Origin of the sequence: Methanobrevibacter sp. (assembly GCF_045114555.1) — an archaeon.
Classification (GTDB): domain Archaea; phylum Methanobacteriota; class Methanobacteria; order Methanobacteriales; family Methanobacteriaceae; genus Methanobrevibacter.
In genome coordinates, this window is sequence record NZ_JBGUKT010000014.1 from 15,483 (window position 1) to 37,177 (window position 21,695).

A 21,695-nucleotide genomic window follows, 5' to 3' on the forward strand; every position below is an offset into this window, starting at 1 on the left:
TTGTTTTAATATCTTAATTTATATTTATAAATCTTTCGTAATGTTAGTTTTTATTTATTAAAACAATAATAAAATAAGTGTTTTCAGGTGCTTTTAAGGCGCTTTTAAAGTGAAAAATGGTATTTTTTATTCAATTGGACCATTTTTCTTTATGTTCTTAATTCTTCTCTTTGGATTTATTAATCCGCTGATGGTTCTAAAGACCACTAAGACAGGAATGATTTCTAATCTGCCAATCCACATTAAGAAAATCAAGGTCAGTTTCACTGGCATTGGCAATCCACCAAATACAATTCCAGTACTCAATCCGTTATTGCTTTGAATGGAAATAACGTCAAATAATGCTGTAAATGGATCATATCCATAGAGAGTCATTATTATCCACCCACATACCAAGAACATTAGGAATATCACTATATATGCAGATGCCTCTTTTATCTCCCTTTCATTGATTTTCTTTCCTCCAATTCTTGTATTGACTACTCTCCCTTCTGGTGAAACAAGGTTGGTGATAGTTAAGTTCATTCCTTTAAGTACGGTAATTACCCTAATAAGCTTTAAACCACCTCCAGTAGATCCAGAAGAACCACCAATAAGCATTAAAACCATTAAAACAATAAGTGAAGCGCTGCTCCATCTTGCAAGTTCATAAGGAGGAACTACATTTGCACCGGTAGTTGTGATTGCAGAAACAATGGTGAACAATTCCTCGATAGGCACCATTTTATTTGTAACTAAAATGAATGCGCTTGCAATAAGAATCAAGCAAATAAGCAATTGGAATTGCACATCCTTTAAGACAGATTTTCCTTTAGTCTTGACAATCTTATAGTGGATGGAGAAGCTTGTTGCGCCTAAAATCATTAAAGCCATAGTGATTATGTAAACCAAGCTGTTTTGATAGAATCCTACATTTGCGTTTTTAATTGACATTCCTCCAGTGGAAATGCTGGTAAATGTAAGATTTATTGCATCGAATATTGGAAGTCCTGCCAAAATAAAGAGGATTATTCCTGCAGCGGTGTAAATCAAGTAAATTTCCAAAGCTTTTCTTAAGGTATTTGCAATGTTCGGCTTGATCTTTTCCTCTCTTGCCTCTGATTTGTATAATCTTGATGCAGCAGTACCTGCTCTGATTAGAATTCCGATAAATATGATTACAATTCCCAATCCGCCTATCCATTGTTCCAAACTTCTCAAGAATAAGATGGATTTAGGTAAAATTTCAACGTTTACAAAAAAAGTCATTCCACTACCTGTCCATGCAGACATGTTTTCAAAAAGCGCATCGACAAAGGGGATATCTAATGAAAGGGTCATGATTGAAGCTCCAATCATTGAAGCCCATAGCCATGCAAAGGAAGATATCAGCATTCCATGTTTCAGTCTAAGCTTGTTGTAATTCTTGAATTTTTTAGTAAAAGCAGTTCCTAAAAGGAATGAAATAAAACAAGGAATGAAAAAAGCGCTAACTTTAATGTACTCTCCGTAGATTAATGCAACTAGAATAGGGGCTAATAAAACGATACCTAATCCTTGCATTATGTATCCTAAATAATGGAGCACTACCAATAAATCAGCTTTAGAAATATATTTCCTTTTCATACAAATATTGATTATACTTTTGTATATTTAAATATTATTATAGGTTAGTTTTTATATATTCAAACTATGCTAGGTTAAGATATGTTTTGGGGCTTATTTTTGTTTTGTTAGTTTTTATATATTCAAACTATACTAAGTTAAATATATAATTTTAAATAAAAGATTTATTAAATATTTTATTATTGAGATAATTTTTTTCATTGAATAACATGATTTTTTTTAAAATCATCTCACTTATTAGAAAACAGTAGCTGATAAAATGAAAAACAAGAAAGTCCTTATATTCTTATTATTTGGTTTGGTGATAATGGCTGTTATGCTGTACTTCATTGGTATAGATGAGGTCATTGAAGCACTTAAACTATCTAATTTATGGCTTGTCTTATTAGCTATTGTTATACAGATCTTTACTTATTTTTTATACACATGGAGATGGAATATCATCAACAAGACAGCTAATATGGATTTGGGAATAAAAAAATCACTCCCTATGGTTTTAGTTAGTTTGGCGGTAAACAACATCACTCCAAGCGGTCGTGGTGGTGGAGAACCTGTAAGGGCTTATCTTTTGGCAAAAGAGGGGCATTTTAAATTTGAAGACACTTTTGCTACTGTTATTGCAGATAGGGCTTTAGACACATTTCCATTTGTCATACTCGCTATCTTAACAATTATAGGAATAATCTTAACTTTTTCATTGGATATTAAATTGATTGCTTTTTTAGTGATTTGTGTCACTCTAATCACTGCAGCGGTTATTCTATTGATTTATGTTTGCATCAATGAGGCTTTTGGAGTAAAGCTCACTTCATGGATCATTAAAATCGTTCGCAGATTATATAAGAAATTCAATGAAGGTACTGAGCAAAGAATTATTGAGGCAGTTAAAGTCTTCCAAGCTAGAATGAATGCATTGCTTAGAGATAGAACCATCTTATATCATGCTCTCCCATTATCCTTTGTCATTTGGATTTTTGAAATATTGAGGGTTTATGTAGTCTTTTTAGCGTTTGGTGCCAATGTCAGTCCAATCATCATTGGTGAAGTCTTTATTTTAGCATCATTTGTAGGTATGATACCACTTCTTCCTGGTGGTCTCGGTGCAGTAGATGGTATAATGATTCTCTTCTATGCAACCGCAGGTATTACCGCTTCCATAAGTGCAGCGGCAACTGTTGTTGAAAGACTGATTTCATTTTGGATGACAACATTTGTAGGATTGATATTCCTTACAATGTTTGGAACAAGTGTTTTAGATAAGGCATTTGCACTTGCTGGATCGAATAAGGATGATGAAAAAGATACGAAATCCATTGAAGAATCATCTGAGGAAAATGAGATAATTGATGATGCTGATTCTAATGAAGATAAAGCTCATCTTGAAGTCTTGGAAGGTGAAGAATCAGAGGAAGAAGCTGTTCTTGAAGTTTTGGACGATAAAGAAAAAGAAGTTTTAGAAGAAAAAGTTCAAAACTAAAAATCAATTTAATAAAAAAAGTTTTTAGAGCTAAATATTAGCTCTATTTTTTAATAATTTTACTATTTTTTAAAAGTTTAATTAGGGATTACAGTAACATTATTCTCATAAGTGCATCCTTGATATTTTCCATCACCTGCATATGTAAAATCACCATACCAGTTCTCATTAGGTGCATCCTGCAGATATTCGGCATTTTCAATAAAGAATTCACCGTTTTCATCCGTTTGTGCGGCCACCAATGTTCCCATTTGATATCCTGGCTTATGATATGTAATTGTTTTATTTGCTACTGCTTGACCATAGGAATCAATCAATGCTCCCTTAAATGATCCCCCTTCTTCAATTTCAGTAGCATTCACTATCATGAATGTAGCCACATCATTGTTGAACTGGAACCAAAAGACACCAGCGCATATTGCAAATGCAACCAGTAGAATTAAAAAATAATAGCTTTGTTTTTCCATTTAGACACCTTAATTTTAGTTTTAACATTATAATTAAATTATAATCAATTACTATATTAGAAAATATTTTAAATAAAGTTTACTTTTTATTTAAGAAATGTTTGCAATCAAATAGGAAACTTTATTTTAATGAATTAATATATATTTAATTATTAGTATAAATTAGATAACTTAATTTTTTTAAATTAATCTCGAGATTTTAATTTATTCTAATTCAATATTTAAATATTTAAATGGTGAAAAAATGGAAATTAACGGTGTAGAAATTAAAGATACTTACGCAGAAGGTTTCGGAATTAAAGTAACTAGAATCTTAGTAACTGCAGCAACTCCAAGACTTGCAAAAATCGCAGCAACTGAAGCAACTGGTTACGGAACTTCTGTAATCGGATGTCCTGCTGAAGCAGGTATTGACTGTTTTGTACCAGCTGAATGTACTCCTGACGGAAGACCTGGTTACGCAATCATGATCTGTCAAGGTGGTAAAAAAGCACTTGATCACGAATTAATGGAAAGAATCGGTATGTGTGTATTAACCGCTCCTACTGCAGCTGCATTCAACTTACTCGAATCTGAAGAAACATTAAAAACCGGTAACAAACTCAAATTCTTCGGTGACGGTTACGAAAAAGAATGCTGCATTGACGGCAGAAAAGTACACTCCATTCCTATCATGTCTGGTGACTTCTTAGTAGAATCCGAATTCGGTTACAAAGATGGTGTAGCTGGAGGAAACTTCTTCATTTTAGCTAAAGATGTAATGGCCGGAGTAAAAGCAGCTCAATTAGCTGTAAAAGCAATTTCCCACGTACCTGGTACTATTACCCCATTCCCTGGTGGTATGGTTGCTTCCGGTTCCAAAGTAGGATCCAACAAATATTCCAAATTCTTAAACGCATCCACTAACGAAAAAATGTGTGTAACCTTAAAAGACCAAGTAGACTCTGACATCAGACCAGATGCAGACGGTGTATTTGAAATCGTTATTGATGGTGTAGATGAAGAATCTGTAAAAGCAGCTATGAAAGCAGGTATTATGGCAGCTTGTACTGTTGACGGTGTACTTGAAATCAGTGCAGGTAACTTCGATGGTAAATTAGGTTCTTACATCATGAAATTACACGAATTATTTGAATAATTCTGTAATTCATTAAAATTTAATTAATCGATACATTAATTATTAAAAAGTAGTTATAGTATTGATACTTTGAGATAATTTTATTATCTCAACTTTTTTTCTTTTTTTATTATATTTATTTTATCATTTTTTAACGAATTTTTTGAAATTGCATTACAATTTATTAGGTAAGGAATGGTCTGAATGAAGGAATATTTGCAAGAGACAAAAAGCATTGATTATATGAATCCACATATTCAAGAAAAGGTTCAAAAATTAAAAGATCAATCATGGGATGATGCAGATTATATTAAAAGGGCTTATGTTTTTGTAAGAGATGAAATTCCCCACTCATGGGATATACAAACAAATATAGTTTCAAGGACAGCCAGTGAGGCATTAATAAATAAGACAGGGATATGTTGGACAAAATCATGTCTTCTTGCAGCACTTCTTAGAGCAAATGGAATTCCATCAGGAATCAGCTACCAACTCCTTACAATAGCTGAGGATGATAGTTTAGGCCATATTGTTCATGCATTGAATACGGTTTATATTGAAGATTCAAATAAGTGGATTAGGCTTGATGCTCGTGGAAATGTCGGAAATGATGGTGATGAGTTTAGTTTAGAAAAGGATTGCTTGGCTTTCTCACCTAGAAGCGAATTTGGAGAAATTGATTATAACGACAACAATCCTGATTTGGATGAAAGACTCGTTAATAAACTTGAAGAAACTGGGAATCTAATGGAAATGAAAATAGATTTTGAGTTTTAATTAGTTGAGATTATAAAAAAGAGTTAGAGTTTACTCTTTAAATTGTTTAGTAAACTCATTTATTTCATTAAAGCTTAAGTTAACTCCCAAAATGATTCCTTCATTTTCAAGTTCTTTAATAGCCATATTTAAAAAGAATTGATCAGGGCCAGATACCCAATGGGAATGAACTTCATTTACTGTGCTGTAAAGTGTTTCCAAGGATTCTCGAACATTTTTATTTGAATTTATTTTTTCAATGAATGCATCCTCTTCACTTTCATCTAAAACGCCAATGGTTCTTGAAACAGGGGTCTTGATTCCATGGAAATGGTATTCAATATTTTCAAGATGACAGTTATATTTTCTAAGGATGTCCAATTCCTTTCCAATGAAATCGACTCCATGCCTTTCAGTGATATGAACTAGATTAGGTTGTACAGCAGCAAAGTAGATGTCAGTTCCTCCACTTGATTCAGGGGAGATAACCTTATTTGCACCGGCATGCTTTAATCTTTTAATGCTTTCCTTTTTACTTGCCCTTGAAACGATCCATGCGTCATTATACAATTCCCTTGTTGTAAGGACGATAAATAGATTATCAACATCACTTCCAGTTGCAACTATCACACCTAATGATTTGTCTATATTAAGTTTTTTAAGTGTCTTGTCTTCAGTAGCATTTCCATTAAGCAAGATTACATTTTCATTCTCTTCAATATCCTCTAATTTTTCCTCATTTTTTTCAATAATGAGTACTTTTTGGTTTCTTTTCATTAATTCTTCATAAACTGCAGTACCTACTCGTCCAAATCCACATAAAATATAGTGATTTTGCATGTCTGCTAATTTCCTTTCCATAATTCTTCCACTCCTCATATCTTGAAGGTTTTGTGTAACCGAACTAATGATAAATGTAACGATATAAGCTAGAATCCCTACTCCTGATAGTGCTAATGTGACAGAAAAGATCTTTTGCAATGGAGTTATTGGGATAATATCTCCATATCCCACTGTAGCAAGGGTTATTATAGTGTAATATATTGAATCGTATATGTTCAATTCCATAATGTACATGGATCCTAAAATTCCATATAATAATATAATAACAATAATGAGCACTGCATAAATCCCTGTTCTGTCTCTTCTAGAATAATTGTATATGATTTTTATGCCCTTCATTATTAACCCTCATTGGATTCCAGTTTTAATTTTTTTAAAAAGTTCTTTATTTTAAATTTTATGTGCTGAATTATAGCACAGACTTTTTTTAATTTTCTTTAATTTTTCAGTTATTGTCCTTATATTTAATTATTAGTTTGATTATATAATATAATATTTATGTAATTTTTTTAAATAGTTCTAATTTTTATAGGAATTTTTTTAAATGATTAAAAGGTGAAACAATGGATCCAATTGACATGATGACAACAGACTATAATTGTGAGTATTTAGGGCTTTCTCGTTTGTGCTTGATGGAAAATGCAGGTAAATCAATATCTGATGAGGTAGCTACCCTTTCAACTTTCAAGTTTTCAAAACCTGTTAAGATTATAATATTTACAGGCTCTGGAGGAAACGGTGGAGATGGTTTTGTAGCTGCAAGGCATTTGTTGAATAGGGGCTTTGAAGTCGAAGTCTACTGCTTGAATGCTCTGGAAGAGATTAAGTCTGATGATGCATTGGCCAATCTTGAGATTCTCATGAACATGGAACCAAGGCTTTCACGATTGTCTGTTGATTTCATTAGGGATTCCAGTGATTTGGACAATCTTGGTTTTGACTCAAATAGTGAATATATTGTGCTGGATTGTCTTCTTGGAACTGGAATCAAAGGAAAACTCAGAACAAAGGTAAGAAAAACCGTAGAATTGATTAATGAAATTAACGGATTGAAAGTAGCTATAGATGTTCCTTCAGGTTTGGATCCATTGACTGGAGAAATATCAGACATTGCTGTTGAAGCTGATTATACTGTAAGTTTTCATAAGATCAAGACTGGTGTCAAATTGGCAGGTGAGGAAAAGACAGGTGGAGTAATCACCTGTGATATTGGAATTCCAATTGAAGCTGAATTGTTCGTTGAAGGTGGAGATTTACTCAGGTTAAAGAATAGGTCAAAAGACTCCCATAAAGGCAATAACGGTAAGGTCTTGATTGTTGGAGGAAGCAAAGATTATTATGGCGCACCTGCTATTTCAGCTAAGGCAGCTATTGCAACAGGTGCAGATTTAACTTACATTTACACCCCTCAAAATGCTGCTCTTGCCATAAAGTCACTATCTGAAGATTTTATTGTAAAAGAGGCAAAAGGGGATTACTTGTCACTTGAAGATTTGGATGATATTTTGGAACTTGCCTCTAAAGTTGATGCAGTTCTATTAGGTCCTGGTTCAAGTCAAATGGAAGAGACACGCAAGCTATTCAATGTATTGGCTATGAAGATTGACAAGCCATTGGTATTAGATGCAGATGCATTGAAATTAGTGGATTTAAGCATTGTTTCTAAAAAAGAGGATTTGATAATAACTCCTCATTTATCTGAATTTAAGTCATTCTTTAAAAATGTTTCAAAAGAGGATTTGAATAACTTGGAGAAATTTTCTCAATTGGATGATAAGGAGAATTTGGACTTTAGAAAAGTCAACGACAAGATTGATGCTATTCATAAGATTACAAGAAATATTGAGGGTTCCGTTATCCTAAAGGGGAAATATGATTTCATCTTCAATGGAAATAGATTGAAAATCAATAGAACCGGCAATCCTGGAATGACTGTTGGCGGAACTGGAGACGCATTGGCAGGAATTTGCTTAAGCCTACTCTCTCAAGGATTAAGCAGTTTTGATGCAGCGCTACTTGCTCCATATCTTAATGGAAAAGCTGGAGATTTGGCTTATGAAGCTCAAGGATATGGTTTTGGAGCACAGGATTTGACACAGTATTTAGGTGCTGTTATGAATGGTTTAATTGAATAAATAAATTGAATATTTTTTTCAATTGAATGATTAGGAATATTCGAGTATTCCTTTTATTTTTATTTTTATTTTTTTATCAAGTGATTAAATTGAGTGATTTAGTAAAAGCTATTTTTAGAAACAGAGCGAATAGATTCATTGCTGAAGTGGAAATTGATGGAGAGATAGTCTGGGCCCACTTGCCGAATACAGGCAGATGCAAGGAGCTATTGATTGATGGTGTGACTGTTTATCTTAAGCCAAGCGATAATCCAAACAGGAAAACAAAGTATTCTCTCTATTTGATTGAAAACAACGGTGCGCTTGTTGCCATGTATTCTCAGGAAGCAAGCAAGATTGTCATTGATGCCATATTGAATGGAAAAATCAAGGAATTGTCAGGATACGATATTGTCGAATCTGAAAAGACTATAGGCAATTCCAGAATTGACATTTATTTGGCTAATTTGGATGAAAACGATAATCCCATTGATGAAACATATGTTGAAGTAAAATCAGTTACATTAATCAAGGATGGAATTGCACAGTTTCCGGATGCCCCTACTGAAAGAGGCAGAAAACATTTGGAAGAGCTTATTTCACTTGAAAAAGAAGGAATCCGGTCAGTTGTATTTTTCTTAATCGAGCATCCAAATGGAAACAGCTTCAGGCCTAATTGGGAAAATGATCCAAAATTCTCTCAAACTTTGAATAATGCATACAATGAAGGTGTTGAAATTCTCGTCTACAAAACAGAAAACACCTTAGAAAAAATAGAATTAGTCGGAAATTCACTAAAATTTAATTTAGAAAAATAAACTTAATTTGATAAACTTATGATATAAAAATCGCTAATTTTGCTTAAAATTTAAAAATAATGAAAAATAGTTTAAAGAAAAGCGAGAATAATATGCAAAGGTTTAATTTTTAAAAAAAACATATGTAAAGGGGGTGATATGTAATTGAGTACATATTATTCTCGGATTATTATTTATTTTTTCATATTTATATAGTTTTTGCTTAAAAATATATTTTTTATTATAATTTAAAAAAATAAATTAAATATTTAATTCTTTTTTTATTTTTCATCATATTTTTTAAACAATCTACTATTTATTATAATCCTTATCATTAAAAAAATAGGAGATTTTTTAATTTTTTTAAAATAGTTAAAAGTTTACTTTAAAAAATAGGGCTTGAATTGGATTAAAAACAAAATAATTAAAATAGAAAAAAAAGAAGAAAAATAGATAAATAAATTATCTATTTAATTTTTGATAGTTAGCAGCTTGAAGACCGTGGTACTTAATCATACCCTCGATTTCTCTTTGGTCTGTTTCCTTATCTTCAAAGGTGATTTGTTCAATGCTGTGTAAGCTGAAAGGTGATTTTCTGCTTAATGGCTGAATGGAACCTTTGAATAATTTCATTACGACTTCTCCGCTAACTCTTCTTTGCATATGGTCGAAAGCTTGGTCGAGGTCTTCTCTTAAAGGCTCTTGCCATAATGCTTCGTAAACTAAATCAGCATATAATGTGCTCATGTAATCTGCAAATCTCAATTCATCTACAGTTAAAACTAATTGTTCTAATGCCTTGTGAGCAGCAATCAATAATTTAGCACCTGGAACTTCATAGGTTTCTCTACTTTTAAGACCAATCATTCTGTTTTCGATGATGTCAACTCTACCTACACCGTTTTCACCAGCAATTTCATTTGCCTTGTTGATTAAGTCTACAAGTCCCATCATTTCTCCATTGATAGCTACTGGAACTCCTTCCTCGAATTCAATGCTTACTTTGGTAGGAGTGTCTTTAGCGTCTTCTGCAGATTTGGTCCATTCATAGATTTCTTCAGGCGGCTCATTTGCAGGGTCTTCAAGAACATCCCCTTCAATAGCTCTTCCCCAAAGGTTTTCATCAATACTGTAGATTTTATCATAGGATAAGTTTAACCCATGCTCTTTTGCATAAGCAACTTCTTCAGTTCGGGTCAAATTCATTTCTCTGATTGGAGCAATGATTTTAAAGTCAGACATGGATCTGATGATAGCTTCAAATCTGAATTGGTCATTTCCTTTACCGGTACATCCATGTGCAATTGCAGTCGCACCTTCTTTTTCTGCAATTTCAATGATTTTCATTGCAATTAAAGGTCTTGCAAGTGCAGTGCTTAATGGGTAACCTTCATATTCTGCATTTGCCTTGATTCCTCTTGCAATGTATTCATTTGCAAATTCATCTTTTGCATCAATGATATAGTGTTTGCCTGTATTGATTTTGTCTGCGGAATTTTGTGATTTTTGCAATTCTTCTGCAGGTTGTCCAACATCAACACATGCAGTAACTACTTCATAATTATATTCTTCTTCCAATAATTTAACACATACAGTAGTGTCTAATCCTCCACTGAATGCAAGAACGACTTTTTCCATATTATCACTTTTTCATTTAGTAAATTAAATTAAATTTATTTTTAAATTTCATAATTAATATGCAATTCATTATAATTTAAGTTTAAATTATACTTTAACTTTTGTTTTTTATTATATATAGTTTTTAAGTTTAAATAAAATAAAAAATAAATAAATTATTGATTTAAAATACTTATTTTTTCGAAAATAAGAAACTTATTTTTTAAGGCAATTTAAGGCGATTTGATGAATGATTTAAATAAAAACAATTTAGAATTGGAGATTATTTCTTCTGGAAGCGGAGGATTCATATCTGCTAATAAGAATATATTCAACTGCATCAATCTGTCAGACAATTCTAAATTTATCATTAATCAAGCCATTAAGGGAACTCCTATGCTTAAGATTGGAGATGGATCCACTAAAGTCATGCTTGTTGCAGGAGTTCATGGAAATGAATTGGCACCGCAAATCGCTGCTTTGAACCTAATTGAGCATATTTGTGATTTGGATTTAAATGGAAAGTTAAATGGCACTGTTTATGCCATACCCTTTGTATCTCCAAAGAGCACTATGGAAAATTCAAGGTATCTTGATGGAGTTGACTTAAATAGGTCTGCCCATTTGCCTCATACAGTAACAAACACTATTCTAAAAAAGGCTAAGGATTTGGACGTTTCGGCTATAGGTGATTTCCATTCATCTGCACCTAATTCCAATCCTGGAAAAGAGGGAATCTTTTGCACTAAAGTCCCTTGCTCTAAAAGCTATTTCATAGCAGAGCATATTTCCGAAAAGGTAGGCTCTGAAAAGATCTTATACCCAAGTGCGGGTGTTCCATTTAAGGGGGCTCTTGAAGATGAGGCGAATCTGATTCAGATTCCTGCAGTAACCTGTGAGGTTTTATCTGCTATTGGCTATTCAAATGAAAAAATCTGCAAAAGGTCCTATTTGCAGATGAAAGCATTTTTAGAATACTTTGATATAATTGAGTAATTCTGTAATTTTTATTTTTCATAATTTTAATGGATGTTTCCATTCCTATTTTTCTTATTTTAATTATTTTTTTTATCCTATTTTTTTTAATCGTAAACTATTTATCATTATTACTTCTCAAATGCTCTCATTTAGTTTATATTAGCTTAAAATCTAATATTTAATAAACATACTTGCATGGAGTGTTATAGAGTATGTTAATAAAATAGGATGTGTTAGTATTTCCTCTTATAAAGGCCATACGATATTTGCATTTATTCTTTCTCTATTCATGTTTTATGACCCTTTGGCTATTGCATTAGCGGTAATCTCAGCAAATATTCCAGACTTTGACCATGAGTTCAAAAGGAATCATGTTCTTTCAATCATAGCTCTTGGAGCATTGATTTCATTATTTCTGTATTTCCTGGGTTTGCCTTACTATTTGGGTCTAGTGATTATTTTTCTTGGAACCATATTCCTGGTTTCAAGTCATAGAGGATTTACCCATTCTATTTTAGGAGCATTTCTAATAACCGTTTTCCTGTCATTATTTTTGTTCTTTGGAATTGGATTGTATTCCTATAACCTTGATTTCAACAATTCAAGAAACATTATGATATTATTGATATTGATAATTGCATTGGCATTGTTGTTTCTTAATAAAAGATTGTCTCCTGTATTTTTAGTGGCAATTGCGGTTTTGGTGGTAGCGGTTAATTTGGGATTAATTCCTCCATTAAAGATAAATTTGACATTGCTTGCATTTTCAATATTCTTTGGCTTATGCAGTCATATTGTATTGGACTCTTTCACTCCCTCTGGAGTAAAGGCATTCAGCCCATTTAGAGACAAGGAATACCATAAGAAATTCGGTGTTTCACTGTTTTTGATTTTAATAGGGATGTTTATTTTATTGTTTCCTAACAAGCTATTGTTTTACCTTAATTTTTTATCTCTTTAATCTCTTCCTTTTCAATAAATTTCTCACTGATTTTCGCTTATTTTTTAATATTTTTTTTATACTTAGTATTACTATGGCAGTTTATCAATGAATTTTCATGAAAATTATAAAAAGATTTATAATAAATAATCATGATAAATAATAGTATTTATAATATAATAAAAAAATTAATTTTTTTACTATCATTATATATAATTTATATGGTGCTTTTATTGCATATTTTTCTGCGCAGGATTTTGTCATAAAAGTGTCATGAATATTTATGATAATTTATCATGATTTGTTATGATTGGTTAAAAAATTTTAACTCATTTTATGCAAATTTTTGACTTATTGTAAATATTAATATAATTTAAAACATTATGGGGTTATTTTAATGTTTTTAAGTAGAATTTATTATGCGATTGCTTATTTAGTGGTTCTTATTTTAGAGATTATCAAATCTACAATAGATATGGCTTTAAGAGTCTTTAAGGTGGATGGCTTTGAGCCTATTGTGATTGATATTGATACTGAACTTAAAAGACCAATATCCCAAACAATTTTGGCCAACAGTATTACCTTGACTCCTGGAACCTTGTCTGTAGACTTGGATAGTGAAAATCAAGTCATAAAGGTAGCAGTTATTGCTCCGAGGGATGTAAAGGATATCATTCCATTTGAACCTTATATCAAGGGAATGCTAGAATAATTTCTAAAAATCATTTTAAATTCATTTTAAATTCATTTTAATGATTGATTATGATTTTTAAAATGATAAAAATGATAAAAATAAGCGATTTAATTTTCAAATTTATGTTTATTGTGTAAATTTATAATCATAGAATGTGATGATAATGGATATTTTATTGATTTCTGAGTGTTTTTTAATAGTTGCATTGATTGTATTTCTAATTGCAACATTGAGGATTATTACATATAAATCTATATCTATGGGACTTATAGGTACTTCTTCATTCACTTTAGCACTTACTTTGCTACTTATAACAGTCGGTACAATACATAATATCGGATTTTTCAAGGATATTGCTCTAGCATTGCTTCTATTGGGTATTGTTGGAACAATAGCTTATGCAGCAGTTATGAGGAGGGCTTAAATGATGTTTGGAATTGATCCAGGAATAATCAATATGATTCAATCAATCCTGCTTGTCATTTCTGCACTTCTGATATTGATTGCAGTAGTAGGTGTTTTAAGAATTGATAGAAACTTAGATAATGTAGTCTACGCTAGAATTCATATTTTAGGTATTGTTGACGTTGCAGGAATAATAGCATTCCTTGCTTTAGGTCAGCCTTTATTTGCCCTAATTTATTTATTCCTAGCGCCATTATTGGCTCATGCATTAGCTAATGCTTATTTCCATAGTGAAGATACTCTTAATAATCCAGTACTTAATCCAAACCTTGAAGAAACTTCTGAAAGGGAAGAAGATGAAATTGATTTAATTGATGAAGTGCTTCTTGAAGATAATTTGGATTTAAGTGATGATTCAAGTATTGATGAAAATTTAGATGAAAAAAGTGAGGATGATGGCAATGATTGAATATATAGTGATTTTTGTTGCAGTTTTAAGCGCTATTATCGCACTTTTACAAAATGACTTGCTTAAGGCAGCTATTTTAACTGGTATCTCTGGTTTTTGTGTAGCGTTCTTATTCCAGATCTTGCTTGCTCCAGATGTAGCTTTAACCCAAGCTATTGTAGAGGGGGCTATTGTACCGGTATTTATCGCATTGGCTGTTTTAAAAACTAGAAGGGAGGAGGCATAGTTATGATGGATATTCAATTGGCTTCTTTATTCGCTTCTGGTGCATTTATAATTATTGGACTATTTGCAGCAATTTTCATTGATAATCTAATTAAGAAAATCATTGGTATTGCTTTTATTGAGGAAGGTGTAAACCTATTCCTGATTTGCTTAGGATTTAAAGCAGGTGGAGTCGTGCCTATCTTCTTGCCTGGCATGACTGCTGACTGGTTTGCAGCAAATGCAGCATATCCTTTGCCTCAAGCATTAGTTCTTACAAGTATTGTAATTGGTGCAAGTACTTTAGCAGTGATGTTGGCTTTGGCTATGGTTTTATACAGAAAGCATGGAACCTTAAGCGTATCTGAAATGATGGGGGATGAAAAATGAATTACCTGATTCCTTTAATGGTTGTCATTCCAATATTAGCTGCTTTAATCGTTAACATATTTGGCGGAAAGGACAAAACAGTTAAAGCCATTTCAATTGTAGTGGCTATTGCAATTCCTGTAATTGCAATTATTGCGGCAGTCGGCATCCAATACTTCGGTGGTCACGACCCAGCGCTTCTTGCAAGTTCACTTCCATCAAACTTGGTTGGCACTCTTGTAGCAAGCTACAATACTGGTATTGTCTATGTCTTTGAAAATATTGAAAGGATATTCATATTCCTAATGGGCATCGTTGCATTCTTGGCAGTATTGACATACTTCTCTGAGAAAAAGGAAGTGTCTGGCCCTTACTTATACCTTATCTTTATGGGTATAGCATCTGTAACTGCATTGATGTTATCCAACGATATTTTCAATATGTATGTTTTCTTTGAAATTACAGCTTTAACCCAAGTTGGTATCATTATAGCTTCAAGCACTGAAGACAATTATGAAATCGCTTTGAAATACTTGATTTTAGGTGCAATAGGCGGACCAATGCTATTGTTAGGTATTGGATTCATTCTTGGAACAATCGGTTCAGTAAACATCAACGATATTATCTTTGCAATAAGCAACAACTATGTAAACCCTTATGCTCCAAGCTTAGTGATTGGTTTTGCCTTGATATTGTTCGGATGGTTATATTCAGCAGGATTGCCTCCATTCCACACTATCAAATCAGCTGTTTACTCAAAAGCAAGACCTAACGGATCTGCAATATTACAAGGATTTTCCGTATTGTGCATGCTTGCATTCGGTATTGCAATGTACAAGATATTTGCATATATCCCTTACTTCAACACAGCAATAATCGTATTTGCTATTCTTGCAATGGCTTTAAGCATTGCAATGTCTGCAATGGAGGTAGACTTTAGAAGAATGATAGCATTCCTTGCTGTAGGGGAACTTGGTTTCATTGCATTAGGTTTTGGTATAGGAACACAATATTCAATTGCAGCGGCATTGTTCCAGGCAGCAAATGAAATTGTCATAACTGCATTGCTCTTTATCGGATTCGGTACTGTATACTACCTCACAAAAACATCCGATACAAGAAAGTTAGGTGGATTGATTGCAGTTGATTCAAAAATGGCAATAATGGTATTGCTTGGAGGATTCGCTTTAGCAGGTGTTCCACCATTCAATGGATTCCAAAGTAAATTGATGCTTGTGCAAGCTGCATTGGATGCAGGATACACTGAACTTGCAGTTCTTGCTATCATCGTAAGTGTTGTAATATTCTTCACATTCGTTAAAGCGTTCCATACAGTATACTTGCAGCCTAAGCCAAAAGACTTGAAGTTTGCGCATGACAAGATTCCAAAGGCTACTGTATTCTCTGTAGCTGTATTGCTTATAATCTGTTTGGCTTTAGGTATTTTCCCAAATATAGTAACTGATGTATTCATTCCATTTGCAGGAGGATTGATCTAATGGCTTTATATCAAAAATTCCTTGATTCAATTAAAGGACTTAAGTCAAGTTTATCTAAAGACCCTACAACTATGGATAATGTTTCAGGAGCAATAGCTGCTGAATTCCTAATATTCGTTTCATTGATTCTTGCAGCATTATTCCTAAGGCATGTCAGTGTAGTTGCTTCAATTGTTGTAGTGCTTTTAGTTGCAATTTTATTCTTTACAAATATGCCTCTTGCAGGAAAGATAAAATCCGAGCAATCAGATTCCTTGGAAAAAATGACATTCTATGTTGTTGTAGCTCTTGGAATTTTAGTTGCAGTAATTTATTGGGGGTTAAAATATGTCTGATAAAATTACTAGTCTCAGATCTTTAATCATGGCATTGGCAGCAATTATTTTTGCATCTACATTATTCGATGCAATCTATGGATTCAAAAGCTTGATTCAACCGGGAATCAGTTTGGTTTACAATGCCATTGGAACACAGCTTGCTCCAAACATGGTTACTTTGGTTGTATTCGATTGGAGAGCTTTTGATACTTTAGGGGAATCATTGATTCTAGTGACTGCAGTGCTTGTTGTATTGCTTGTATTCGGTAAAGGAAAGATTTTAGACAAGAACATAAATGCTGATATGAATGAAGGGGATGATGAATGATGGCTGAAGGAAAAAAATCTCCAAATTGGAATAAGAATGACAGCAGCCCGATATTGAAGATTATGGCTCTTCCAATAGCTATTGTGATTATCGCTTTAGGTATCATGACCATTTTAGGAGGACATATCACTCCTGGTGGAGGTTTCCAAGGTGGAGCTATGATTGCAGGGGCAATCATATTCTGTGTTATTGTTTATGGTGTTGATGGAACTCCATTGAAATTGTCTCACAGGTTCATTTCCACTTTAGAATCAATCGGTGCATTGGCTTATGTATTGATTGGTTTGGCAGGGCTTGCATTGACAGGCTCCTACCTTTATAATGTAGGTGGAAACCTTTATGGACAAGTTCCTCAAGCTATTGCAACATTATTCTCATATCCTGATTTGACCCATGCAGGAATCGTGCCTTACTTGAACATTGCAGTTGGACTCAAGGTTCTTGTAGGTTTAAGTGCAGTGGTAATTGCATTTTCACAATTTAAGAAATTAGCGGAGGAAGAGGAATGAGTATCGCTAATATTGTAATCGGACCGGTTATCATTGCAATCATATTCGGATTCATTGTAGGTTCAAGGGTTCACTTGAATCTGGACAATAGCTTTAAGTTTACAGCAAGTGGAATTTTAGCCCTTATAATTGGTGTTCTGATAATGTCTTATGGATTAGGACAATTCCCTGTTTATAATGATTTGCCAATTGCTACCACCTTTTTGGGAGCGGTCATTGGCGTATTGATAGGCAGTGCATTATTAGGAGGACGAGCGAAAGGAGATCATTAGGTATTGGGATTATTAATGGTCTTACTTATTATTAAGGAGAAGAATCATGTATTTAACAACTAATAAGTGTGATGGACAAGGAGATTGTATAAGAAATTGTCCAAGTGAAGCAATACGCTTTGTAGATAATAAGGCTTTTAGCTGTATGTGTTGTGGTGCTTGTTTCGAAGCTTGTCCAAATCATGCTATATTCAAGAACAAATACGGAGGATATGTTGTAGATAGGGCAAAATGTAATGGTTGTGGAGTTTGTGAATTCACTTGCCCTATAGAAAGCATACATCTTGATGATGGAATAGTTAAAGGTATCTGTTCACGTTGTGGTGTTTGTGAAGATGTCTGTACTAAAAAGGCAAGAGTGGATACTGATAACCTTGTTCTAGACAAGCAGAAGGTCTTGCTTAATTCATTGAAAATGGTTGCAAACACTGTCGGATTCGGTGCAGGAGTCAAGAAGATAGAGAGCATGAAACTTCCTGTAAAATCCGATAAAACAGCAGACAGGATTTGCATCAGCACCGATAGCGAGAAATGTGTGAAATGTGGAAGATGTGCATACTACTGTCCTACCAGATCAATTGAAGTCATTATACAGGATGAAGGATACTGTGTAGGATGCAAGGTATGTGAAGATGTCTGTCCTACAGGTGCCTTGAAAGACGGCGAGTATGATAAGAGCATTTGTACCTTGTGCTTGGCATGTGTTGAAAACTGTATCAATGATGCATTATGTGTTGATGACTTTAAGATAAAAAGAAGCATTAAGGATGACACCCTGTATTCAAATGCTGAAGGAAGCATTGTAAGTTGTCTTAATTGCGGATTATGTAAAGAGACATTTGATAGCCCAGCACTCATTAGGGATGAAAATGCCTTGAGATATGACCCTTCACTTGATGAGGATACTGAAGAGAATAAGGCTAAACGTCTTGAAGCGATTTACAACTGTCCGGTTTCATCATTGACAGAAAGTGAAGACAATAAGCTCTTTGGATACTGCGTATCCTGTGGAAAATGTGTTAATGAATGTAAGGAAGAGGCAAGAAGCTTCCAAGTAATCTCTTGGGATGGAGAAGTCAATGATGACTGCATTTCATGCGGTATATGTGCTGAACTTTGCCCAGAGGATGCAATAACCCTTCAAAGAGGAGCAATCAATGTTGACTTGGATAAATGTATCATGTGTGAAACCTGTGCAATTCACTGTCCTAAGGATGCAATTCCAAAAACAACAAGCGTCAAGTATGAAATCTCTGGAGGATTCAATTACATTGATGAAAACTTATGTGTAAAATGCGGATTATGTAAGGACATATGTCCAGAGGAAGCGATTTATACAGTTGAAATTCCAAGTGATGAAGTAAATCTCGGAACAAAGAACAAGAATCTTAAATTCGTTGTCGATGACGATAAATGTATTTACTGTGGAGCATGTATGAATATCTGCCCATCTAAGTCATTTATTTTCGAAAGAGAGTTTGAAAGGGTGAATTAGGAGTTTGGTAATTATGAAAGATGTATTGAAGATTATGCTTAATGGAGCTTACACTAATTTCAAAAGAATTCTCTTTGCTGCAGACAGAGTGACTGACATGGAACTCCGCAATGCCATCTTGACAGGAACAGTTGAGCCTGACAAGAAGGTGGATGAGGAAGCATGTATCGGTTGCGGAGGTTGTGCAAATGTCTGTCCAACCGGTGCAGTTACAATGAAACCTCTGCAAAACCCTGTAAAGCTTAAGGAAGGATGGGTAAAGACTGAAGTTCCAGAACTTGACCCTTTAAAATGTGTAGTTTGCTATTGGTGTCATGATTTCTGTCCAATCTATTCATTCTTTGAAGAGGCAGGAACCATTCACCCTGGTAATGTCGGTGAAATCAATGTTGACACAAGCGAATTGTTAGAGGAACCTATCAAGATATCCCATGACAAGATTGCATTTATTGCACAATACTTATCCGACAAGTCATTATTGTCTGAAAATATTGTTCAAGAGGATGAAAAAATTGAAAATGTCGGTGTAGCTCTTGAGAAGGTATCCAAGATAAAGGACATTCAAGATAACATTAATGAAAAGTATGAGAAAGATGTTCAACGAAGTGCTGAATTGAATGAAGAGGATTCAGATGATGAGGGAGGTGAATAGATGAGTCTTAAAACACTTTCAAGGTCAAAAGCAATCCATATTATGTTGGTTTATACTGGTGGATGCAATGGCTGTGATATTGAAATTGTAAATGCAGTTTTATCTCCTAAATTTGATATAGAGCAATATGGTGTCTTTTTAACATGGAACCCTCGTGAAGCTGACATTCTTGTGGTTACAGGACCGGTCACTCATGACAATAGAAAGCCATTGGAGGATATCTATAATGCCATTCCAAATCCAAAGCTTGTTGTTGCAGCAGGCGCATGTGCAGTGATGGGTGGTGTCTATAAGAATTGTCATGGAGACATTCCTTCAGAGGAAATCGAAGGGCCTGTTGAAAATGTGATTCCTGTGGATGCTAAGATTCCAGGATGTGCTGTAAGGCCTCAAGATGTATTGGCAGGAGTAGTTGCATCTTTGCCGCATTTATTGAATGCGGATTAATAGGTGGATTTAAGAGATTATTTTTATTTATTCATTAAAGGGATGATGAAATGGAAGAAAAGAAAGCTAAAAAGCAGGAAATCATAGAAACTGAGATTCAAATGGGTACAGTTCACCCTGCTGCTTTAGAACCTTATAGGGTTAGATTTTTCGTAGAAGATGAGATCATTAAGGATGCGGAAATCACAATTGGTGTAAACCACAGAGGTATTGAGCGTATTATGGAAGGTCTTCCAGTGGAAAAGGCAAATATGCTTACAGAAAAGATTTGTGGTATCTGTTCAAATGCACATACATGGAACTCTGTAAGAACTGCTGAGAAAGGTCTTGGAGTTGAAGTGCCTGATAGAGCTGTTTATATTCGTGTAATCGTTGGAGAGCTTGAAAGATTGCACAGTCACTTATTGTACTTAGGTCACGGTTGCGAAACCTTGGCTCATGAAACATTCTCCATGAGAGTTTTCTTCATTAGGGAAACCATTATGGACCTTTTGGGAATGATTGGAGGAAACCGTGTCCAATACGGATGTTCCATCATCGGTGGTGTAAGGCCAAGATGTGAATTGGATGACAATAGAATCCGTAGGATATTGGATGGAATGGACTTGGTGGAAAAGAACGTTGCAGACTTTGCAGACAGATTCGTTCATGATTCAATTGTACTGTCAAGGATTACTGGCACTGGTTACATTCCGCAGGAACAGGCTCTTAAGTTAGCTGTATCTGGCCCTACATTACGTGCTACCGGTGTGAAAAGGGACTTGAGAACAGACATGTATGAGTATGATAACTTCGATTATGACATTATCACTCAAGATACCTGTGATGTTAAAGCTCAGCTTCTTATGAGAGTCTTTGAAATATTTGAAGCAATCAAGATAATTCGCCAAGCCATTAGGGACTTGCCTGAAGGAAAGATCACTGACAGGTCTTGGGAAATGGTGGATACCGGCTTGATTGAAAGCTATATTGAAGTTCCAAGGGGAACATTGTATCACTCCTATGCAATTGAGGATGGAAGAGTGCGTCATTCTATCATTAGGACTCCTTCCATGAGTAATATTGGAGCTATGCAATACGCATGCATTGACAATCATATCACTGATGGCCAGTTATGTATTGTACAGTGCGATCCATGCTTTACATGTTCCGATAGGGCAATAGAGGTTTATGATACAAATAATAACAAGTTGGATAAATCAATTTTGAAATCCAATATTCATTAAAATCTAATTATAATTGGGTCAAAAAATTGAAATCCAATATTCATTAAAAATTAAATTATTCAAATTTACGTTTAACGGTTAATTAAAAATTATTATGA

At 33.9% G+C, this 21,695-nt stretch carries 25 protein-coding genes; 21 read left to right on the forward strand and 4 right to left on the reverse strand.

Going from position 1 to position 21,695, the window contains the following annotated elements; genetic code table 11:
* Positions 1 to 126: 126 nt before the first annotated feature.
* Positions 127 to 1,605, reverse strand: a complete 1,479-nt coding sequence (locus ACJMLB_RS02540; RefSeq protein ID WP_405323382.1) for a TrkH family potassium uptake protein — start codon at positions 1,603 to 1,605, stop codon at positions 127 to 129.
* Positions 1,606 to 1,864: 259 nt separating this feature from the next.
* Here ACJMLB_RS02540 and ACJMLB_RS02545 point away from each other — a divergent pair, with 259 nt between their 5' ends.
* Positions 1,865 to 3,082 carry a UPF0104 family protein gene (locus ACJMLB_RS02545; protein ID WP_296869406.1) on the forward strand — a complete coding sequence of 406 codons (1,218 nt, stop codon included), beginning with the start codon at positions 1,865 to 1,867 and terminating at the stop codon, positions 3,080 to 3,082.
* A gap of 77 nt (positions 3,083 to 3,159) precedes the next feature.
* Here ACJMLB_RS02545 and ACJMLB_RS02550 read toward each other — a convergent pair whose 3' ends face one another.
* Positions 3,160 to 3,549: a hypothetical protein gene (locus ACJMLB_RS02550; RefSeq protein ID WP_296855660.1), complete on the reverse strand. Its 390-nt coding sequence runs from the start codon at positions 3,547 to 3,549 to the stop codon at positions 3,160 to 3,162.
* A 244-nt stretch (positions 3,550 to 3,793) separates the two neighbouring features.
* On the opposite strand from ACJMLB_RS02550, the gene fhcD reads away from it, so the two are divergent.
* Both fhcD and ACJMLB_RS02560 read left to right on the forward strand, forming a co-directional pair.
* Positions 3,794 to 4,687 (forward strand): formylmethanofuran--tetrahydromethanopterin N-formyltransferase, encoded by an 894-nt coding sequence (gene fhcD, locus ACJMLB_RS02555; RefSeq protein WP_405323386.1) that lies wholly within the window; start codon positions 3,794 to 3,796, stop codon positions 4,685 to 4,687.
* Positions 4,688 to 4,870: 183 nt separating this feature from the next.
* The gene (locus tag ACJMLB_RS02560; protein WP_405323388.1) at positions 4,871 to 5,443 is read left to right on the forward strand and encodes a transglutaminase family protein; all 573 of its coding nucleotides are present in this window, start codon (positions 4,871 to 4,873) and stop codon (positions 5,441 to 5,443) included.
* Between the two features lie 30 nt (positions 5,444 to 5,473).
* On the opposite strand, the gene ACJMLB_RS02565 is transcribed toward ACJMLB_RS02560, so the two are convergent.
* A complete protein-coding gene (locus ACJMLB_RS02565) occupies positions 5,474 to 6,604 on the reverse strand; it encodes an NAD-binding protein (RefSeq protein WP_405323391.1) in 1,131 nt (376 codons plus the stop codon).
* A gap of 224 nt (positions 6,605 to 6,828) precedes the next feature.
* On the opposite strand from ACJMLB_RS02565, the gene ACJMLB_RS02570 reads away from it, so the two are divergent.
* A complete protein-coding gene (locus ACJMLB_RS02570) occupies positions 6,829 to 8,400 on the forward strand; it encodes an NAD(P)H-hydrate dehydratase (RefSeq protein WP_405323394.1) in 1,572 nt (523 codons plus the stop codon).
* Between the two features lie 89 nt (positions 8,401 to 8,489).
* Positions 8,490 to 9,197 (forward strand): DNA/RNA nuclease SfsA, encoded by a 708-nt coding sequence (gene sfsA, locus ACJMLB_RS02575; RefSeq protein ID WP_405323396.1) that lies wholly within the window; start codon positions 8,490 to 8,492, stop codon positions 9,195 to 9,197.
* A gap of 441 nt (positions 9,198 to 9,638) precedes the next feature.
* On the opposite strand, the gene ACJMLB_RS02580 is transcribed toward sfsA, so the two are convergent.
* Positions 9,639 to 10,814: an argininosuccinate synthase gene (locus tag ACJMLB_RS02580; protein ID WP_292786614.1), complete on the reverse strand. Its 1,176-nt coding sequence runs from the start codon at positions 10,812 to 10,814 to the stop codon at positions 9,639 to 9,641.
* 225 nt (positions 10,815 to 11,039) lie between these two features.
* Here ACJMLB_RS02580 and ACJMLB_RS02585 point away from each other — a divergent pair, with 225 nt between their 5' ends.
* From ACJMLB_RS02585 to ACJMLB_RS02660, 16 genes are all read left to right on the forward strand, one after another.
* A complete protein-coding gene (locus ACJMLB_RS02585; RefSeq protein WP_405323398.1) occupies positions 11,040 to 11,789 on the forward strand; it encodes a succinylglutamate desuccinylase/aspartoacylase family protein in 750 nt (249 codons plus the stop codon).
* Between the two features lie 244 nt (positions 11,790 to 12,033).
* Positions 12,034 to 12,732 (forward strand): metal-dependent hydrolase, encoded by a 699-nt coding sequence (locus ACJMLB_RS02590; RefSeq protein ID WP_405323443.1) that lies wholly within the window; start codon positions 12,034 to 12,036, stop codon positions 12,730 to 12,732.
* Positions 12,733 to 13,108: 376 nt separating this feature from the next.
* On the forward strand, positions 13,109 to 13,423 hold the full coding sequence (locus ACJMLB_RS02595) for a Na+/H+ antiporter subunit E (protein ID WP_405305611.1): 315 nt from the start codon (positions 13,109 to 13,111) through the stop codon (positions 13,421 to 13,423).
* 145 nt (positions 13,424 to 13,568) lie between these two features.
* On the forward strand, positions 13,569 to 13,829 hold the full coding sequence (locus tag ACJMLB_RS02600; RefSeq protein WP_405323401.1) for a monovalent cation/H+ antiporter complex subunit F: 261 nt from the start codon (positions 13,569 to 13,571) through the stop codon (positions 13,827 to 13,829).
* Positions 13,830 to 14,279: a cation:proton antiporter gene (locus ACJMLB_RS02605; RefSeq protein ID WP_405323402.1), complete on the forward strand. Its 450-nt coding sequence runs from the start codon at positions 13,830 to 13,832 to the stop codon at positions 14,277 to 14,279.
* A complete protein-coding gene (locus tag ACJMLB_RS02610; RefSeq protein ID WP_394349909.1) occupies positions 14,272 to 14,505 on the forward strand; it encodes a DUF4040 domain-containing protein in 234 nt (77 codons plus the stop codon). Before ACJMLB_RS02605 ends, ACJMLB_RS02610 begins: the two co-directional genes overlap by 8 nt.
* 2 nt (positions 14,506 to 14,507) lie before the next feature.
* Entirely contained in the window at positions 14,508 to 14,873 is a 366-nt protein-coding gene (locus ACJMLB_RS02615; RefSeq protein WP_298536979.1) for a cation:proton antiporter subunit C, read from the forward strand.
* The gene (ehbF, locus tag ACJMLB_RS02620) at positions 14,870 to 16,351 is read left to right on the forward strand and encodes an energy conserving hydrogenase EhbF (RefSeq protein WP_405323404.1); all 1,482 of its coding nucleotides are present in this window, start codon (positions 14,870 to 14,872) and stop codon (positions 16,349 to 16,351) included. The genes ACJMLB_RS02615 and ehbF overlap by 4 nt, the downstream gene beginning before the upstream one ends.
* Entirely contained in the window at positions 16,351 to 16,686 is a 336-nt protein-coding gene (locus ACJMLB_RS02625) for an energy-converting hydrogenase B subunit G EhbG (RefSeq protein ID WP_405323407.1), read from the forward strand. Before ehbF ends, ACJMLB_RS02625 begins: the two co-directional genes overlap by 1 nt.
* Positions 16,679 to 16,996, forward strand: a complete 318-nt coding sequence (locus tag ACJMLB_RS02630) for an EhbH (RefSeq protein ID WP_405323409.1) — start codon at positions 16,679 to 16,681, stop codon at positions 16,994 to 16,996. The genes ACJMLB_RS02625 and ACJMLB_RS02630 overlap by 8 nt, the downstream gene beginning before the upstream one ends.
* A complete protein-coding gene (locus tag ACJMLB_RS02635; protein ID WP_405305617.1) occupies positions 16,993 to 17,505 on the forward strand; it encodes an MnhB domain-containing protein in 513 nt (170 codons plus the stop codon). The genes ACJMLB_RS02630 and ACJMLB_RS02635 overlap by 4 nt, the downstream gene beginning before the upstream one ends.
* A complete protein-coding gene (locus tag ACJMLB_RS02640) occupies positions 17,502 to 17,777 on the forward strand; it encodes an energy-converting hydrogenase B subunit J (protein ID WP_405305618.1) in 276 nt (91 codons plus the stop codon). The genes ACJMLB_RS02635 and ACJMLB_RS02640 overlap by 4 nt, the downstream gene beginning before the upstream one ends.
* Positions 17,778 to 17,823: 46 nt before the next feature.
* Positions 17,824 to 19,272: a 4Fe-4S binding protein gene (locus tag ACJMLB_RS02645; protein WP_405323413.1), complete on the forward strand. Its 1,449-nt coding sequence runs from the start codon at positions 17,824 to 17,826 to the stop codon at positions 19,270 to 19,272.
* Between the two features lie 13 nt (positions 19,273 to 19,285).
* Positions 19,286 to 19,924, forward strand: a complete 639-nt coding sequence (locus ACJMLB_RS02650; protein WP_405305620.1) for a 4Fe-4S binding protein — start codon at positions 19,286 to 19,288, stop codon at positions 19,922 to 19,924.
* Positions 19,925 to 20,371: an NADH-quinone oxidoreductase subunit B family protein gene (locus tag ACJMLB_RS02655; protein ID WP_405323416.1), complete on the forward strand. Its 447-nt coding sequence runs from the start codon at positions 19,925 to 19,927 to the stop codon at positions 20,369 to 20,371.
* A gap of 50 nt (positions 20,372 to 20,421) precedes the next feature.
* A complete protein-coding gene (locus ACJMLB_RS02660) occupies positions 20,422 to 21,597 on the forward strand; it encodes a nickel-dependent hydrogenase large subunit (protein WP_405305621.1) in 1,176 nt (391 codons plus the stop codon).
* Positions 21,598 to 21,695: the final 98 nt, after the last annotated feature.

What these genes read in the sequence shown, in the direction of transcription:
- fhcD (WP_405323386.1), top strand. Translation starts at nt 3,794, where the DNA reads ATGGAAATTAACGGTGTAGAAATTAAAGATACTTACGCAGAAGGTTTC.
- ACJMLB_RS02600 (WP_405323401.1), top strand. Translation starts at nt 13,569, where the DNA reads ATGGATATTTTATTGATTTCTGAGTGTTTTTTAATAGTTGCATTGATT.
- ehbF (WP_405323404.1), top strand. Translation starts at nt 14,870, where the DNA reads ATGAATTACCTGATTCCTTTAATGGTTGTCATTCCAATATTAGCTGCT.
- ACJMLB_RS02645 (WP_405323413.1), top strand. Translation starts at nt 17,824, where the DNA reads ATGTATTTAACAACTAATAAGTGTGATGGACAAGGAGATTGTATAAGA.
- ACJMLB_RS02630 (WP_405323409.1), top strand. Translation starts at nt 16,679, where the DNA reads ATGTCTGATAAAATTACTAGTCTCAGATCTTTAATCATGGCATTGGCA.
- ACJMLB_RS02610 (WP_394349909.1), top strand. Translation starts at nt 14,272, where the DNA reads ATGATTGAATATATAGTGATTTTTGTTGCAGTTTTAAGCGCTATTATC.
- ACJMLB_RS02545 (WP_296869406.1), top strand. Translation starts at nt 1,865, where the DNA reads ATGAAAAACAAGAAAGTCCTTATATTCTTATTATTTGGTTTGGTGATA.
- ACJMLB_RS02540 (WP_405323382.1), bottom strand. Translation starts at nt 1,605, where the DNA reads ATGAAAAGGAAATATATTTCTAAAGCTGATTTATTGGTAGTGCTCCAT.
- ACJMLB_RS02650 (WP_405305620.1), top strand. Translation starts at nt 19,286, where the DNA reads ATGAAAGATGTATTGAAGATTATGCTTAATGGAGCTTACACTAATTTC.
- ACJMLB_RS02625 (WP_405323407.1), top strand. Translation starts at nt 16,351, where the DNA reads ATGGCTTTATATCAAAAATTCCTTGATTCAATTAAAGGACTTAAGTCA.
- ACJMLB_RS02635 (WP_405305617.1), top strand. Translation starts at nt 16,993, where the DNA reads ATGATGGCTGAAGGAAAAAAATCTCCAAATTGGAATAAGAATGACAGC.
- ACJMLB_RS02570 (WP_405323394.1), top strand. Translation starts at nt 6,829, where the DNA reads ATGGATCCAATTGACATGATGACAACAGACTATAATTGTGAGTATTTA.
- ACJMLB_RS02585 (WP_405323398.1), top strand. Translation starts at nt 11,040, where the DNA reads ATGAATGATTTAAATAAAAACAATTTAGAATTGGAGATTATTTCTTCT.
- ACJMLB_RS02560 (WP_405323388.1), top strand. Translation starts at nt 4,871, where the DNA reads ATGAAGGAATATTTGCAAGAGACAAAAAGCATTGATTATATGAATCCA.
- ACJMLB_RS02580 (WP_292786614.1), bottom strand. Translation starts at nt 10,814, where the DNA reads ATGGAAAAAGTCGTTCTTGCATTCAGTGGAGGATTAGACACTACTGTA.
- ACJMLB_RS02640 (WP_405305618.1), top strand. Translation starts at nt 17,502, where the DNA reads ATGAGTATCGCTAATATTGTAATCGGACCGGTTATCATTGCAATCATA.
- ACJMLB_RS02605 (WP_405323402.1), top strand. Translation starts at nt 13,830, where the DNA reads ATGATGTTTGGAATTGATCCAGGAATAATCAATATGATTCAATCAATC.
- ACJMLB_RS02550 (WP_296855660.1), bottom strand. Translation starts at nt 3,549, where the DNA reads ATGGAAAAACAAAGCTATTATTTTTTAATTCTACTGGTTGCATTTGCA.
- ACJMLB_RS02660 (WP_405305621.1), top strand. Translation starts at nt 20,422, where the DNA reads ATGGAAGAAAAGAAAGCTAAAAAGCAGGAAATCATAGAAACTGAGATT.
- ACJMLB_RS02565 (WP_405323391.1), bottom strand. Translation starts at nt 6,604, where the DNA reads ATGAAGGGCATAAAAATCATATACAATTATTCTAGAAGAGACAGAACA.
- ACJMLB_RS02615 (WP_298536979.1), top strand. Translation starts at nt 14,508, where the DNA reads ATGATGGATATTCAATTGGCTTCTTTATTCGCTTCTGGTGCATTTATA.
- ACJMLB_RS02655 (WP_405323416.1), top strand. Translation starts at nt 19,925, where the DNA reads ATGAGTCTTAAAACACTTTCAAGGTCAAAAGCAATCCATATTATGTTG.
- ACJMLB_RS02595 (WP_405305611.1), top strand. Translation starts at nt 13,109, where the DNA reads ATGTTTTTAAGTAGAATTTATTATGCGATTGCTTATTTAGTGGTTCTT.